The organism is Pseudomonas sp. A2 (assembly GCF_023100865.1).
In the GTDB taxonomy this organism is placed as follows: Bacteria; Pseudomonadota; Gammaproteobacteria; order Pseudomonadales; family Pseudomonadaceae; genus Aquipseudomonas; species Aquipseudomonas asiatica.
Genome location: NZ_CP039127.1, coordinates 563,497 through 577,500, shown reverse-complemented (window position 1 = coordinate 577,500; position 14,004 = coordinate 563,497). Strand labels below are relative to the sequence as shown.

Annotated in this window: 14 protein-coding genes and 1 rRNA gene (1 of these 15 only partly in view); 9 read left to right on the top strand and 6 right to left on the bottom strand. The window is 61.8% G+C overall.

What is annotated here, in order from left to right:
* Together E5221_RS02670 and tyrS are read right to left on the bottom strand one after the other, a co-directional pair.
* Positions 1–693 (bottom strand): 16S ribosomal RNA (locus E5221_RS02670); it reaches 844 nt to the left of the window's first position.
* A gap of 989 nt (positions 694–1,682) precedes the next feature.
* Entirely contained in the window at positions 1,683–2,882 is a 1,200-nt protein-coding gene (gene tyrS, locus E5221_RS02665) for a tyrosine--tRNA ligase (protein ID WP_013970622.1), read from the bottom strand.
* Between the two features lie 213 nt (positions 2,883–3,095).
* On the opposite strand from tyrS, the gene E5221_RS02660 reads away from it, so the two are divergent.
* Together E5221_RS02660 and E5221_RS02655 are read left to right on the top strand one after the other, a co-directional pair.
* Positions 3,096–4,517 (top strand): peptidoglycan DD-metalloendopeptidase family protein, encoded by a 1,422-nt coding sequence (locus E5221_RS02660; protein ID WP_061550920.1) that lies wholly within the window; start codon positions 3,096–3,098, stop codon positions 4,515–4,517.
* A 4-nt stretch (positions 4,518–4,521) separates the two neighbouring features.
* The gene (locus E5221_RS02655; protein ID WP_247846827.1) at positions 4,522–5,613 is read left to right on the top strand and encodes an anhydro-N-acetylmuramic acid kinase; all 1,092 of its coding nucleotides are present in this window, start codon (positions 4,522–4,524) and stop codon (positions 5,611–5,613) included.
* A 59-nt stretch (positions 5,614–5,672) separates the two neighbouring features.
* On the opposite strand, the gene erpA is transcribed toward E5221_RS02655, so the two are convergent.
* Together erpA and argC are read right to left on the bottom strand one after the other, a co-directional pair.
* Complete coding sequence (erpA, locus tag E5221_RS02650) at positions 5,673–6,023, bottom strand: iron-sulfur cluster insertion protein ErpA (RefSeq protein WP_015268740.1); 351 nt, start codon at positions 6,021–6,023, stop codon at positions 5,673–5,675.
* A 146-nt stretch (positions 6,024–6,169) separates the two neighbouring features.
* Positions 6,170–7,204, bottom strand: a complete 1,035-nt coding sequence (gene argC / locus E5221_RS02645; protein ID WP_013970618.1) for an N-acetyl-gamma-glutamyl-phosphate reductase — start codon at positions 7,202–7,204, stop codon at positions 6,170–6,172.
* A gap of 141 nt (positions 7,205–7,345) precedes the next feature.
* Between argC and hemJ the strand changes: the two genes are divergently transcribed.
* The 6 genes from hemJ to E5221_RS02615 all read left to right on the top strand — a co-directional run bounded on the left by hemJ (position 7,346) and on the right by E5221_RS02615 (position 11,772).
* On the top strand, positions 7,346–7,771 hold the full coding sequence (hemJ, locus tag E5221_RS02640; protein ID WP_003258833.1) for a protoporphyrinogen oxidase HemJ: 426 nt from the start codon (positions 7,346–7,348) through the stop codon (positions 7,769–7,771).
* A gap of 28 nt (positions 7,772–7,799) precedes the next feature.
* Positions 7,800–8,756: a nitronate monooxygenase family protein gene (locus E5221_RS02635; protein ID WP_123084590.1), complete on the top strand. Its 957-nt coding sequence runs from the start codon at positions 7,800–7,802 to the stop codon at positions 8,754–8,756.
* Positions 8,757–8,823: 67 nt separating this feature from the next.
* A complete protein-coding gene (locus E5221_RS02630; RefSeq protein WP_061550917.1) occupies positions 8,824–9,606 on the top strand; it encodes an SDR family oxidoreductase in 783 nt (260 codons plus the stop codon).
* Positions 9,607–9,669: 63 nt separating this feature from the next.
* Complete coding sequence (locus E5221_RS02625) at positions 9,670–10,008, top strand: histidine triad nucleotide-binding protein (protein WP_013970615.1); 339 nt, start codon at positions 9,670–9,672, stop codon at positions 10,006–10,008.
* A 65-nt stretch (positions 10,009–10,073) separates the two neighbouring features.
* A complete protein-coding gene (gene coq7, locus E5221_RS02620; RefSeq protein ID WP_003258825.1) occupies positions 10,074–10,721 on the top strand; it encodes a 2-polyprenyl-3-methyl-6-methoxy-1,4-benzoquinone monooxygenase in 648 nt (215 codons plus the stop codon).
* Between the two features lie 10 nt (positions 10,722–10,731).
* Complete coding sequence (locus tag E5221_RS02615) at positions 10,732–11,772, top strand: hypothetical protein (RefSeq protein ID WP_061550916.1); 1,041 nt, start codon at positions 10,732–10,734, stop codon at positions 11,770–11,772.
* Between the two features lie 136 nt (positions 11,773–11,908).
* Here the strand turns inward: E5221_RS02615 and E5221_RS02610 are convergent, their stop codons facing one another.
* A complete protein-coding gene (locus tag E5221_RS02610; protein WP_004376171.1) occupies positions 11,909–12,331 on the bottom strand; it encodes an OsmC family protein in 423 nt (140 codons plus the stop codon).
* Between the two features lie 191 nt (positions 12,332–12,522).
* Here E5221_RS02610 and crp point away from each other — a divergent pair, with 191 nt between their 5' ends.
* On the top strand, positions 12,523–13,167 hold the full coding sequence (gene crp, locus E5221_RS02605) for a cAMP-activated global transcriptional regulator CRP (protein WP_039613260.1): 645 nt from the start codon (positions 12,523–12,525) through the stop codon (positions 13,165–13,167).
* On the opposite strand, the gene E5221_RS02600 is transcribed toward crp, so the two are convergent.
* Positions 13,164–13,868, bottom strand: a complete 705-nt coding sequence (locus E5221_RS02600; RefSeq protein WP_061550914.1) for a lipoate--protein ligase family protein — start codon at positions 13,866–13,868, stop codon at positions 13,164–13,166. The genes crp and E5221_RS02600 overlap by 4 nt on opposite strands.
* Positions 13,869–14,004: the final 136 nt, after the last annotated feature.

The following is a 14,004-nucleotide window of genomic DNA, read 5'->3' as shown; positions in this document are numbered from 1 at the left end:
GCATTTCACCGCTACACAGGAAATTCCACCACCCTCTACCGTACTCTAGCTCGCCAGTTTTGGATGCAGTTCCCAGGTTGAGCCCGGGGCTTTCACATCCAACTTAACGAACCACCTACGCGCGCTTTACGCCCAGTAATTCCGATTAACGCTTGCACCCTCTGTATTACCGCGGCTGCTGGCACAGAGTTAGCCGGTGCTTATTCTGTCGGTAACGTCAAAACAGCAAGGTATTAGCTTACTGCCCTTCCTCCCAACTTAAAGTGCTTTACAATCCGAAGACCTTCTTCACACACGCGGCATGGCTGGATCAGGCTTTCGCCCATTGTCCAATATTCCCCACTGCTGCCTCCCGTAGGAGTCTGGACCGTGTCTCAGTTCCAGTGTGACTGATCATCCTCTCAGACCAGTTACGGATCGTCGCCTTGGTGAGCCATTACCTCACCAACTAGCTAATCCGACCTAGGCTCATCTGATAGCGCAAGGCCCGAAGGTCCCCTGCTTTCTCCCGTAGGACGTATGCGGTATTAGCGTTCCTTTCGAAACGTTGTCCCCCACTACCAGGCAGATTCCTAGGCATTACTCACCCGTCCGCCGCTGAATCAAGGAGCAAGCTCCCGTCATCCGCTCGACTTGCATGTGTTAGGCCTGCCGCCAGCGTTCAATCTGAGCCATGATCAAACTCTTCAGTTCAATACTGCTTGGGTTTTTAAGAAACCCTAAACTTGGCTCAGCAATCTCAAATGACTATGTGATTTCTCGCATGGCCACTTGTGATGCTGATAATCTTTGTGACTATCAGTCCGTACTCACAAGCACCCACACGAATTGCTTGATTCGATTTGTTAAAGAGCGTTTGGTTAAGAGCGTTTCGTCTCAACCGAGGCGCGCATTCTACGCTTTCCTCATTTGCTGTCAAGCGTTTATTTTGAAGTTTTTTTGCGAGAAACTCGTTTAGCTTCAAACACTTGACTCGCTGCGATCTCTCGTAGCGGGAGGCGAATCATACAGCGTTTAGAAGCGCTGTCAACCATCATCTCAACCGCTGGCGATCATTTGATCGTAGCCCTTTCAACTCTTTCTGAACAACCTAACTTGTTGAATTTCAAGAAGTTTGTCGTTCCGATGTCGCTGGAAGTGGGGCGCATTATAAGGGGATTCGAGAGGGCGTCAACCTTTAATTTCATTTATTTGAAATGTTCCAAGCGAAGACCTTATCAAGGCTACCAAGTGCTCGCCACAACACCTTCTGCGCCTATGAGATCGAGCGCCGCCCGCGCGGCGCTTCGCAGCACAAGGCTGCTCCTACATCTGTTTCGGGCCAGTTATTCCTGCGCCATTGGCGCGCGCACCCTGGGTGCATGGCTGGAGATTGATGAAGAGCAGCAGGCGCAACCTTCGATGTTGAATGGAACAGACAAGGCGGTCGCGCGCGCCAGGCACAGGAGAGACTGGCCAGAAACAGATGTAGGAGCAGCCTTGTGCTGCGAAGCGCCGCGCGGGCGGCGCTCGATCTCACAGGCGCCAGAAAGCCCAAGACAGGCACCTCTCAAAGCCAATGCCATCTCAAGACAGGCACCCGGCAGCCCTGACACAACCAACAACCAACAACCCAAAACCCAAAAACAAAGCGGGGAGGCCTACCGGCCTCCCCGCTTTTACATAGCTAAACCCACCGAAAATCACTCGGCCTTGAGGGTAACCCGCGCAAACGACTTCTTGCCCGCCTGGCACACATGGGTTGCACCCAGTGCAAACACGAAGTCACGATCCACCACTGCGCCATCAACCTTCACAGCACCACCGCTAAGCAAATCACGCGCCTGAGCCGAGTTCTTCACCAGGCCAGCCCGGTTCAGCACGGCAGCAATTGGCAGGCTTTCAGCCGCAGCGACTTCGACCTCCGGCAGATCTTCCGGCAACTCGCCCTCCTTCATGCGGTTACCCGCGGCACGGTGAGCATTGGCCGCAGCCTCTTCGCCATGGAAGCGTGCAACGATCTCTTCCGCCAGTTTGATCTTGATGTCGCGCGGATTTGCGCCATTGGCGACGTCGGTACGGAACTGCTCGATCTCTTCCATGGAACGGAAGCTCAGCAGCTCGAAGTAGCGCCACATCAGGGTATCCGGGATCGACACCAATTTGCTGTACATCACCCCCGGCGCTTCCTGGATACCCACATAGTTACCCAGCGACTTGGACATCTTCTTCACGCCGTCAAGCCCTTCGAGCAGCGGCATGGTCACGATGTTCTGCGCCTCCTGGCCATAGGCGCGCTGCAGTTCACGCCCCATCAGCAGGTTGAACTTCTGGTCAGTGCCACCGAGTTCGACATCAGCCTTCAATGCCACCGAGTCATAGCCCTGCACCAGCGGGTACAGGAACTCGTGGATGGCAATAGGCTGGTTGGTGGTGTAGCGCTTGTCGAAGTCATCGCGCTCGAGCATGCGCGCCACGGTGTACTGCGACGCCAGGCGAATGAAGTCGGCCGGGGTCAGCTTGTCCATCCAGGTGGAGTTGAATGCAACCTCGGTCTTGGCCGGATCAAGGATCTTGAACACCTGCTGCTTGTACGTCTCGGCGTTTTCCAGCACCTGCTCGCGGGTCAGCGGCGGGCGCGTGGCGCTCTTGCCGCTCGGGTCGCCGATCATGCCGGTGAAGTCACCGATCAGGAAGATGACCTGATGCCCCAGATCCTGGAACTGGCGCAGCTTGTTGATCAGCACCGTGTGCCCAAGGTGCAGGTCAGGCGCGGTCGGGTCGAAGCCGGCCTTGATGCGCAGAGGCTGGCCGCGCTTGAGCTTCTCCACCAGTTCCGACTCGACCAGTACTTCTTCCGCACCGCGCTTGATAAGCGCCAGCTGCTCTTCAACCGACTTCATAGACAAACCCGCAAGGCTCAGATTCAGGGGGAGCCAACCATACAAGATCGGCCGTCAATTACAAGTTTCGCAAAGGAATGTGACCCGAACACGGGCTTGCGGCGTCTACGCGCCCTTGCGTGAAAATGGATTTGGTTATATTTTATACAGTTATTTCATCTTCATCATGTCATTCATCTTTTCCATTTCACCTTTTTCAAAGTCACCTTGCCCATGACCAACGAACCGCCTAAAGCGCCCCCGCTTTATCCGAAAAGCCATCTGTTGGCCGCCAGCGGCATAGCCGCCCTGCTCAGCCTGGCCCTGCTGGTGTTTCCTTCCAGCGAAGTGGAAGCCAAGAAAACCACCCTCAACCTCGAGCTGGAGAGCCCTGCCGAGCAGTTGAAGGACGAATCCCGCGCTGCGCCGCTGGTGCAGGCAGAAGGTGAGCAAGGCTCACCATTCGCCCAGATCGAAGAGGCCGCCCCCGAGACGCAGAAGGCCGAGCAGGAAGCCCCTGCGGCCGAACCGGTCGTCGAAGCTGCCAAGCAGCCCAGCCACCGCGAAGTCACCGTGGCCCGTGGCGACACCCTGTCCACACTGTTCGCCAAGGTCGGCCTGCCGAGCAACGCGGTGCACGACGTTCTGGCAAGCAACAAGCAGGCCAAGCAGTTCAGCCAGCTCAAGCATGGCCAGGTGCTGCAGTTCGAGCTCGACAAGGAAGGCCAGCTGGCCAGCCTGCACAGCAAGGTCAGCAACCTCGAAACCATTCGCCTGAACAAGACCGACAAGGGCTATACCTTCAACCGCGAGATCAGCAAGCCGGTTGTGCGTACCGCCTACGCCCACGGCGTGATCAAAAGCTCGCTGTCGGCCTCGGCCCAACGTGCCGGCCTGTCCCACAGCATGACCATGGACATGGCTCGCGTGCTGGGTTACGACATCGATTTCGCCCAGGACATCCGCCCGGGCGATGAATTCGATGTGGTTTACGAGCAAAAGGTGATGGACGGCAAGGTCGTCGGTACCGGCAACATCCTCTCCGCGCGCTTCACCAACCGCGGCAAGACCTACACCGCCGTGCGCTATACCAACAAGCAGGGCAACACCAGTTACTACACCGCAGATGGCAACAGCCTGCGCAAGGCATTCATCCGCACCCCGGTCGACTTCGCCCGCATCAGCTCGCGCTTCTCTGCCGGCCGCAAGCATCCGATCCTGAACAAGATCCGTGCCCACAAAGGCGTCGACTACGCCGCCCCACGCGGCACTCCGATCAAGGCAGCCGGTGACGGCCGCATCGAACTGGCCGGGCGCCGCGGTGGTTACGGCAATACCGTGATCATCCAGCACGGCAACCGCTACAAGACGCTGTATGGCCACATGCAGGGCTTTGCCAAGGGCATCAAGACCGGCAGCTCGGTCAAGCAGGGCCAGATCATCGGCTACATCGGCACCACCGGCTTGTCCACCGGACCGCATCTGCACTACGAGTTCCAGGTCAACGGTGTGCACGTTGACCCGCTGAGCCAGAAAGTGCCGATGGCCGACCCGATCGCCAGGAACGAGCGCCAGCGTTTCCTGCAGCAGAGCCAGCCCTTGATCGCCCGCATGGATCAGGAAAAGGCCACCCTGCTCGCAGCGAACAAGCGCTAAGCACATGGCGCTATACCTGGGGGTGATGTCCGGCACCAGCCTTGATGGCCTGGACATTGCCTTGATCGAACAAGGCGAGCAGCTCGAACTGCTCGCCACCCACTACCTGCCCATGCCCGGCGACCTGCGCCAGGAACTGCTGGGCCTTTGCAGCAGCGGCCCTGACGAGATCGCCCGCGCTGCACTGGCGGAAAACCGCTGGGCCAGCCTGGCAGGCGAAGGCATCTGCCAACTGCTGGCCAGGCAAGGGCTGCAGGCCGGAGCCATCCGCGCCATCGGCAGCCACGGCCAGACCATCCGCCACGAACCTGCACGCGGCTTTACCGTACAGATCGGCAACCCGGCGCTGCTGGCCGAGCTTACCGGTATCAGCGTGGTCGCCGACTTCCGCCGTCGCGATGTGGCCGCCGGCGGCCAAGGTGCGCCACTGGTGCCGGCCTTCCATGAAACCCTGTTCAGCCATCTGGGCCAGCGCCTGGCAATTCTCAACGTGGGCGGCTTCAGCAACCTCAGCCTGATCGAACACGACAAGCCAGTCCACGGCTTCGACTGCGGCCCGGGCAACGTGCTGCTGGATGCCTGGATCGAGCGCAAGCGCGGCCAGGCCTACGATGCGGATGGGGCTTGGGCTGCCTCGGGCGTGGTGCAGGCCGACTTGCTCAGCGCACTGCTGGCCGACCCGTTCTTCGCCGGCAGCGGCCCGAAGAGCACCGGCCGCGAAGTATTCAACCTGCCCTGGCTGGATGGCCACCTGACCCGCCTGCCCGCTTACCGCGACGAGGACGTACAGGCAACATTGCTGGAACTGACCGCACGCAGCATCATCGACTCGTTGAGCAACGCCCAGCAAGGCACCGAAGCGCTGCTGGTCTGCGGTGGCGGTGCGCGCAACGGCGCCCTGATGGCACGCCTTGGCCAGTTGCTGCCCGACGCCTGTGTCGCCAGCACCGGCGCCCATGGCGTGGACCCGGACTGGGTCGAAGCAATGGCCTTCGCCTGGCTGGCCCACTGCTGCCTGGAAGGCATCGCTGCCAATCGCCCTAGCGTGACAGCGGCCAAGGGCCTGCGCGTACTCGGCGCAATCTACCCGGCCTGAACGTTACGCCAGAAAGCAAAACGCCGCGCAATTGCGCGGCGTTTTCGTATGGCCAGGCCTCAGATCGAGAACGAGGAGCCGCAGCCACAGGTGGTGGCAGCGTTCGGGTTCTTGATCACGAAGCGTGAGCCTTCCAGACCTTCCTGGTAATCCACTTCGGCGCCGGCGAGGTACTGGAAGCTCATTGGGTCGACCACAAGGGAAACACCTTCGCGCTCGACGATGGTGTCGTCTTCAGCCACGTCTTCATCGAAGGTGAACCCATATTGGAACCCCGAGCAGCCACCACCGGTGACGAACACGCGCAGCTTCAGACGATCGTTGCCTTCCTCGGAAACCAGGTTCTTCACCTTTTGCGCAGCGCCGTGGGTGAATTCCAAAGCGGTGGGGGTGAAGGTTTCGACGCTCATGTTGATTCTCCCGGCGTGGTAGCCGCCATAAAACTCGATGACGCGCATTATCCGCTTTCCCGAGAAAATCGGTCAAGAATTGTGCGGCTTTAGTCGCGACATACAAAAAGGCCCGCACGACGCGGGCCTTTTCGCAAGCTGGCTGCTTATGGCAGCAGGCCCGCGTGGGACAGGCCCATGCGTTCGTCCAGGCCGAACAGGATGTTGAGGTTCTGCACTGCCTGGCCGGACGCGCCCTTGACCAGGTTGTCGATCACCGACAGCACCACCACCAGGTCACCACCTTGCGGGCGATGAACGGCAATGCGGCAGACGTTGGCACCGCGCACACTGCGGGTTTCCGGATGGCTGCCAGCCGGCATCACGTCGACGAACGGTTCGTTGGCGTAACGCTTCTCGAACAGCGCCTGCAGGTCGACCGAGGTGTCGGCGACGGTAGCGTACAGGGTGGCGTGGATGCCACGGATCATTGGCGTCAGGTGCGGCACGAAAGTCAGGCCGATATCCTTGCCAGCGGCCAGGCGAAGACCTTGGCTGATTTCCGGCAGGTGGCGATGGCCCTTCACTGCGTAGGCTTTCATGCTTTCGCCGGCTTCGCAGAACAGCGAGCCCACCGCCGCACCGCGGCCAGCGCCGCTGACACCCGACTTGCAGTCGGCGATCAGGCGCGACGGGTCGGCCAGGCCAGCTTCCAGTAGCGGCAGGAAGCCCAGTTGGGTAGCAGTCGGGTAGCAACCCGGCACTGCGATCAGGCGCGCCTGGCGAATCTTCTCGCGGTTGACTTCAGGCAGGCCGTATACCGCGTCCTTGAGAAGCTCTGGCGCACCGTGCGGCTGGCCGTACCACTTGCCCCACTCGGCAGCGTCCTGCAGGCGGAAATCGGCCGACAGGTCGATCACCTTGGTACCGGCCGCCAGCAGTTCGCCAGCCAGGGCGTGGGCAACACCGTGCGGGGTGGCGAAAAACACCACGTCGCAGGCGGCCAGGGTCTTGCTGTCCGGCACGCTGAACGCCAGACCGTCATAGTGGCCGCGCAGGTTCGGGTACATGTCCGCCACTGCAACGCCCGCCTCGGAGCGCGAAGTGATGACCGCCACTTCGGCCTGTGGATGCTGTGCCAGCAGACGCAACAGTTCGACGCCGGTGTAACCCGTGCCGCCGACGATACCGACCTTGATCATAACGCTTGCCCCTTATCAACGAGCCGTCTGGAAAGCGCACGATAATAGGGGCGCAAGGCGCCTGTAACAACTCTTCGGGTGACCCTTCGGGCGCTTGACCACTACTATCTGACGACCGTGAATACCTGAAGGAACTCCCCCATGCTTTACCTATGGATCAAAGCGCTGCATATCGTCAGCGTGGTCTGCTGGTTCGCCGGCCTGTTCTACCTGCCGCGGCTGTTCGTCTACCACGCCCAAAGCCAGGACAGCATCAGCCAGGAACGCTTCGTGACCATGGAGCGCAAGCTGTTTCGCGGCATCATGAACCCGGCGATGATCGCCACCTACGTGTTCGGCGCGTGGATGCTCTACCTCACGCCCGGCTGGCTCAGCCAGGGCTGGCTGCATGCCAAGCTGACCCTGGTCATCCTGCTGACCGTCTACCATCACATGTGCGGCGCTCAGCGCAAGCGCTTCGCCAGCGGCAGCAACACCCGCAGCCATGTCTACTATCGCTGGTTCAACGAAGTACCCGTATTGTTCCTGCTGGGTATCGTAATTCTGGTGGTGGTCAAACCGTTCTGACATAGCCACCCACTCAAGGAGCCTTGCCATGTCGCTACCTGCCTCCCTCGAACAACGCCTGCGCCTGCCCGTGGTTGCCGCACCGATGTTCCTGATCTCCAACCCCAGGCTGGTACTGGCCTGCTGCTCCAGCGGCGTGGTCGGCAGCTTCCCGGCCCTGAACCAGCGCGACAGCGCCGGCTTCAAGGCCTGGCTGGAGGAAATCGAGGCAGGCCTGGCACTGCTGCAGGCGCCAGCACCCTATGCCGTCAACCTGATCGTCCACCCGACCAACCCGCGCCTGCAAGCCGACCTGGCGTTGTGCGTGGAACACCGCGTGCCGATCGTCATCACCAGCCTCGGCGCGGTGAAGGAAGTGGTCGATGCCGTGCATGGCTACGGCGGCCTGGTGTTCCACGATGTCACCACCCGCCGCCATGCCGAGAAAGCCGCCGAAGCCGGTGTCGATGGCCTGATCGCCGTTGCTGCAGGCGCAGGCGGCCATGCGGGCACCTGGAGCCCGTTCGCCCTGGCCGCAGAGATTCGCCAGTTCTTCGACAAGACCCTGCTGCTGGCCGGCTGCCTCAACCACGGCCACGAGATCCTCGCCGCGCAAATGCTGGGTGCGGACCTTGCGTACATGGGCACCCGCTTCATCGCCACCGCAGAAAGCCAGGCCCCGGGCGCCTACAAGCAGATGCTGCTCGATTCCCATGCCGCCGACATCATCCACACCCCGGCGGTGTCCGGCGTCCCTGCCAGCTTCCTGCGCCCGAGCCTGGAGCAAGCTGGCTACGACATGGATACCCTCAAGGGCGGCCATGAGCAAGGCAAGCTCAAGCCGATCGACGACGAAGCCAAGGCCTGGAAGACCGTGTGGTCGGCGGGCCAGGGGGTCGGCGGTATCGACGACCTGCCCAGTGCCAGCGCACTGATCGGACGGCTGCATGACGAGTACCGGGACGCTCTGGAGCGCTGCCAGGCGCTGCGCGCCCGTACCTTGTAGCAAAAGGCAACACCTTGACTGGCCAAGCTGTACACTAGGCGCCCTCTTCAGCCCCCAGGAGCCTTGCATGACCCGTTACGCCATGATCACTGGTGCTTCCAGCGGCCTGGGCCTCGCCCTGGCGGAAGCCCTGGCGCGGCGCGGGCGCAACCTGATCCTGGTGGCTCGCCAGCGTGAAACGCTGGAGCCGGTGGCCATCGAACTGACCCAACGCTTCGGTGTCGAGGTGCTATTCCGCGCCTGCGATCTCAGCCAACCGTTACGCCTGTCAGGCTTCGTGCTTGAACTGGAGGAAGGCGAGCGACGTATAGACCTGCTGGTCAATTGTGCCGGCCTGCGCACCTACGGGCCATTCCTGGCCCATGAGTGGGCGGACGAGCAGGACTTGTTGGAAGTCAACGTGCTGGCCCTGAGCCGCCTGTGCCACGCCATCGGTAACCTGATGGCCGTGCAGGGCGGCGGACAGATCCTCAATGTCGCGGGCCTGGCCGGGGTGGCGCCTGGCCCGTGGATGGCCGCCTATGCCGCTAGCAAGGCCTATGTACTGAGCTTCTCCCAGGCCTTGCGTGAAGAACTCAAGCGCACCGGCATCAAGGTTTCGGTACTGTGCCCAGGCCCGGTGCACTCCTCGCGCCGGCGCATTCCGCGGCTGGATGGCAAGCCACGCTGCCTCAGCCCTGAGGAAGTTGCGCTGTACACGGTGCGCGCGCTGGACAAGAACCGCGCGCTGATCATGCCCGGCCGACGCAACCGCTGGATGGCGTTCGCACCGCGTCTGCTGCCGCGCTGGCTGGTGCGCAAGCTGGCCGGTGCCATCCACCGCCGCTATTGCCCGGTTGGTATGGAATAGCTACTGGGCGAGCGGCGCCCGGCTGAGTACACTCGGCCCGACCCTCACCATGGAGCAAGTGCTGTGGACGATTTATTCATCAAGATCATCAACCGGGAAATCCCGGCGAAGATCATCTACGAGGACGACCAAGTTCTGGCGTTCCACGATATCGCCCCCCAGGCGCCCGTGCATTTTCTGGTCATCCCGAAAAAGCACATCCGCACCCTCAATGACTTGACCGAGGAAGACAAAGGCCTGGCTGGTCACATCTTGTTCACCGCCCAGCGCCTGGCCAAGGAACTTGGCTGCGAAGAAGGCTTCCGCGTAGTCATGAACTGCAACGAGCAAGGCGGCCAGACCGTCTACCACATCCACATGCACGTGCTTGGCCAGCGCCAGATGCACTGGCCACCGGGCTGATCCACGGCAAGCGACCCTGCCACTATTGCGGTAAACTGTCGGGCACATTCTTGCGGAGGTGCCCGATGGCTACCGAACGTCACTACTCGCCGCTCGACCGCTTGTTGCTGCAGGCCGATACCGCCATGCGCACCTTGCTGCCCTTCAGCGGCCAACCCGCCCGCCCTTCGCCGGCCATCGTCCAGCCGGACGTCGACCTTGACGAACAGCAGGCCCGTCATGTTGCCGGGTTGATGCGTATCAACCACACCGGTGAAGTCTGCGCCCAGGCGCTGTACCAGGGCCAGGCCCTGACCGCCAAGCTGCCCGAAGTGCGCAAGGCCATGGAACATGCCGCCGAGGAAGAAGTGGACCACCTGGCCTGGTGCGAACAGCGCATTCGCCAGCTGAACAGCCACCCCAGCGTGCTCAACCCGTTGTTCTACGGCATGTCGTTCGGTATCGGTGCACTCGCCGGGCTGGTCAGCGACAAGGTCAGCCTTGGCTTCGTCGCCGCCACCGAGCATCAGGTGTGCAAACACCTCGACGAGCACCTGGAGCAGATTCCGCAGGAAGACGAAAAGTCCCGGGCCATCCTCGAACAGATGCGCGTCGACGAGGAACAGCACGCCGAGTCTGCACTGGAAGCCGGCGGTTATCGCTTCCCTGCCCCGGTTCGCTTTGGCATGAGCCTGTTGGCCAAAGTCATGACCAAGAGCACCTACCGTATCTGAAGGCATCACCATGACGGACCGTTTCGACGCCAAGGACCTGGCGCGCGCCGTGCAAGCCGGCATTCTGCAGCAGGGCCAGGACCAGGCCCTGCTGGCGTTCCTGCACCAGCAGCCGGCACAGCGCGGCAGCTTCCAGCTGGCCCATGTCGCGTTCTACTTCGGCGCCATGCTGATCATGGCAGCCATGGGCTGGTTGCTTACCGAAGCCTGGATGCGCATCGGCGACTGGGCGCTGCTGCTCATCGCCAGCCTCTATATTCTGCTGCTCACACTGTTCGCCGTTAACCTGCAACGGCGCGTACAGCCCGTCGCGGCCGGGGTGCTGGCGGCGGTGGCGGTCAGCATCGTGCCGTTGGCGGTGTTCGCCATCGAACGGCTGGCCGGCTGGTGGCCAATGGATGATGCGCAGGCGAACTATCACCAGTACTACACCTACGTGCAGGGCGGCTGGCTGGCAATGGAAGCAGCCACGGTACTTGCCGGGCTGTTGATGCTGAGGCTGATCCCCTACCCGTTTATCGTCATGCCGATTGCCGTCGCCCTGTGGTTCATGTCGATGGACTTGAGCGAATGGTTCTTCGGCTCGCCATTCAGCTGGGAACAGCGCCGCGAGGTTTCGCTGTGGTTCGGTCTGGGCTTGCTGGTGTTTTTTGTTGGTGTGGACGGCCGCACCCGCGAAGACTATGCCCACTGGGGCTACCTGGCCGGGCTGGCGGCATTCTGGGGCGGGCTGACGCTGGTGGACAGCGGCAGCGAGCTGGGCAAGGCCCTGTACTGCCTGATCAATATTGCCCTGATGGGTATGGCGGTGCTGTTGCGCCGGCCGGTGTTCATGGTGTTCGGGGCGTTGGGTGTGGCGGCTTACCTGGGGTACCTGTCGTACGAGGTGTTTGCCGACTCGCTGCTGTTCCCGGTGGTGGTGACCCTGATCGGGCTGGGGGTTATCGGGCTGGGGCTGGTTTACCAGAAGCGGCGGGAGCGGTTGAGCCGGGTGATGCGCGATTGTTTGCCGGGATGGGTGCGGGCTGCGCTGCCGGCGCTTCGCAGCTGAAATTGTTGGGGCCGCTCTGCGCCCCATCGCCGGCAAGCCAGCTCCCACCTCGACCGCATTGGCCTCAAGCCATGTGCTATCCCTGTGGGAGCTGGCTTGCCGGCGATGGGCTGCAACGCAGCCCCCAAAATGCTGTTCAACCCAGCTCTACAATCTCGTACCCGTGGGTAATCTCAACCCCGGCACGCTCGAGCATGATCGAAGCCGAGCAATACTTCTCCGCCGACAGCTCTACCGCACGCTTGACCTGGGCCTCCTTCAGCCCACGCCCCTTCACCACGAAGTTCATGTGGATCTTGGTAAACACCTTCGGGTCTTCGCTGGCACGCTCGGCCTCCAGGAACGCCTCGCAGCTTTCCACCGCCTGGCGCGACTTCTTCAGAATGCTGACCACGTCAAAGCTGCTGCAGCCACCCAGGCCCAGCAACAGCATCTCCATCGGGCGCACGCCCAGGTTACGGCCACCGGCCTCGGGCGGGCCGTCCATCACGACGACATGGCCGCTCCCCGATTCGCCGAGGAACATCGCCTCACCGGCCCACTGGATACGTGCCTTCATCTACCCGGACTCCTGATTTACGAAAAAGGGTGTCAGCTTAGACCTTGTGCGGCTGTGGGAAAAGTACGAGTCATGTCGGTTTAGTACCGAAACATCCGGTAGTGTCTGATAAGCTGGCGCCAAATGACTGGCGCATTCCGCCAGCCAACCTTTATAAAAAGCCTATGCGTCATATCGAACAGGATTTCGTGATGGTTGCTTCCGCCCTACCCGCCAAGATCAAGAACATTGAAAAGTTGCTGGTGCACTGCCAGCGCCGTCGCTATACCGCCAAAAGCAACATCATCTGCGCAGGCGACCGGGCCGAGACACTGTCGTTCATCATCAAGGGTTCGGTCACCATCCTCATCGAGGACGATGACGGCCATGAAATGATCATCGCCTACCTCAACAATGGCGACTTCTTCGGCGAGTTGGGCCTGTTCGAGCCGGTCGAGGGTGAACAGCAGCGCAGTGCCTGGGTGCGCGCCAAGACCGAATGCGAAGTAGCCGAAATCAGTTATGAGAAGTTTCGCGAACTGGCGCGCCAGGACCCGGAAATCCTCTATGCCCTGGGCAGCCAGATGGCCCAGCGCCTGCGCAACACCACGCGCAAGGTCGGCGACCTGGCGTTCTTCGACGTTACCGGGCGTGTCGCCCGTTGCCTGCTGGAGCTGTGCAAGCAACCCGACGCCATGACACACCCCGATGGCATGCAGATCAAGATCACCCGTCAGGAAATCGGCCGCATCGTCGGTTGCTCGCGGGAAATGGTCGGCCGCGTCCTCAAGGACCTTGAGGAACGCAGCCTGGTGCAGGTCAAAGGCAAGACCATGGTGGTCTACGGTACCCGCTAGTCCCTGGGCAGGTCGGCCAGCACCTTGGCATAGGCCTGCGACAGCCGCTCGAACCATGGGGCCGCAGGCGCCACTTCGTGCAGGGCGATGTGCGCATCGGCGCGGCAGCGCTGCTCCAGCTCGCAGCACTCGTTGAAGCGGTTGACCGCAGCCACCATCGAATCACGCTCGTTGTCCAGCAGCAGCGCACCGTGCACCAGCACCACCGGGCGCTTGCCACCCAGCCCCTGGCGCCAGCGCTGGGCGGTGCCCACCAGTTTGCGGCCATTGAGGTTGACGTTGTAGCGGCCATCGCAGAAGGCGCCGTCGATTTCGCCCACCGACGCCACCCCGCCCCACTCGCGCAGCACCTCACACAGCGGCAGGCACAGGCGCTCGTAGGCGTTTTCGATACGGCCGTGGTCGCCTTCGCTGCGAGGGGCAACATAGACCAGGGCAACATTCACCGTGGCGTGTGATTGCGGCACCGGCTCGCCGCCGGTTTCGCGCAGCAGCACCGGCCAGCCGGCAATCGCCAGCTCCGCGCAGGCGGCTTCGAAATTGTCCAGACGGCTCATGCGCCGGGGCATGACCAGGGCGTGGTCGGTCGGGCGCCAGAACAGCACGCCACTGTCGCGCTCGCCGCGGCAGACGGCGGCCAGCAATTCCTGTTCGGCGTGCAGGCCTTGTTCTACGGTCAGGGCCAGGGGTTGATCGGTCATTGATCCACCTTTGATGTTGTTATTCAGGGCCTCTTCGCGGGCACGCCCGCTCCCACAGGGATTACCACAGACCCCGAGGGTGATGGAGAACCTGTGGGAGCGGGCGAGCCGAAGCGTCGGACCGCCGCGAAGGGGC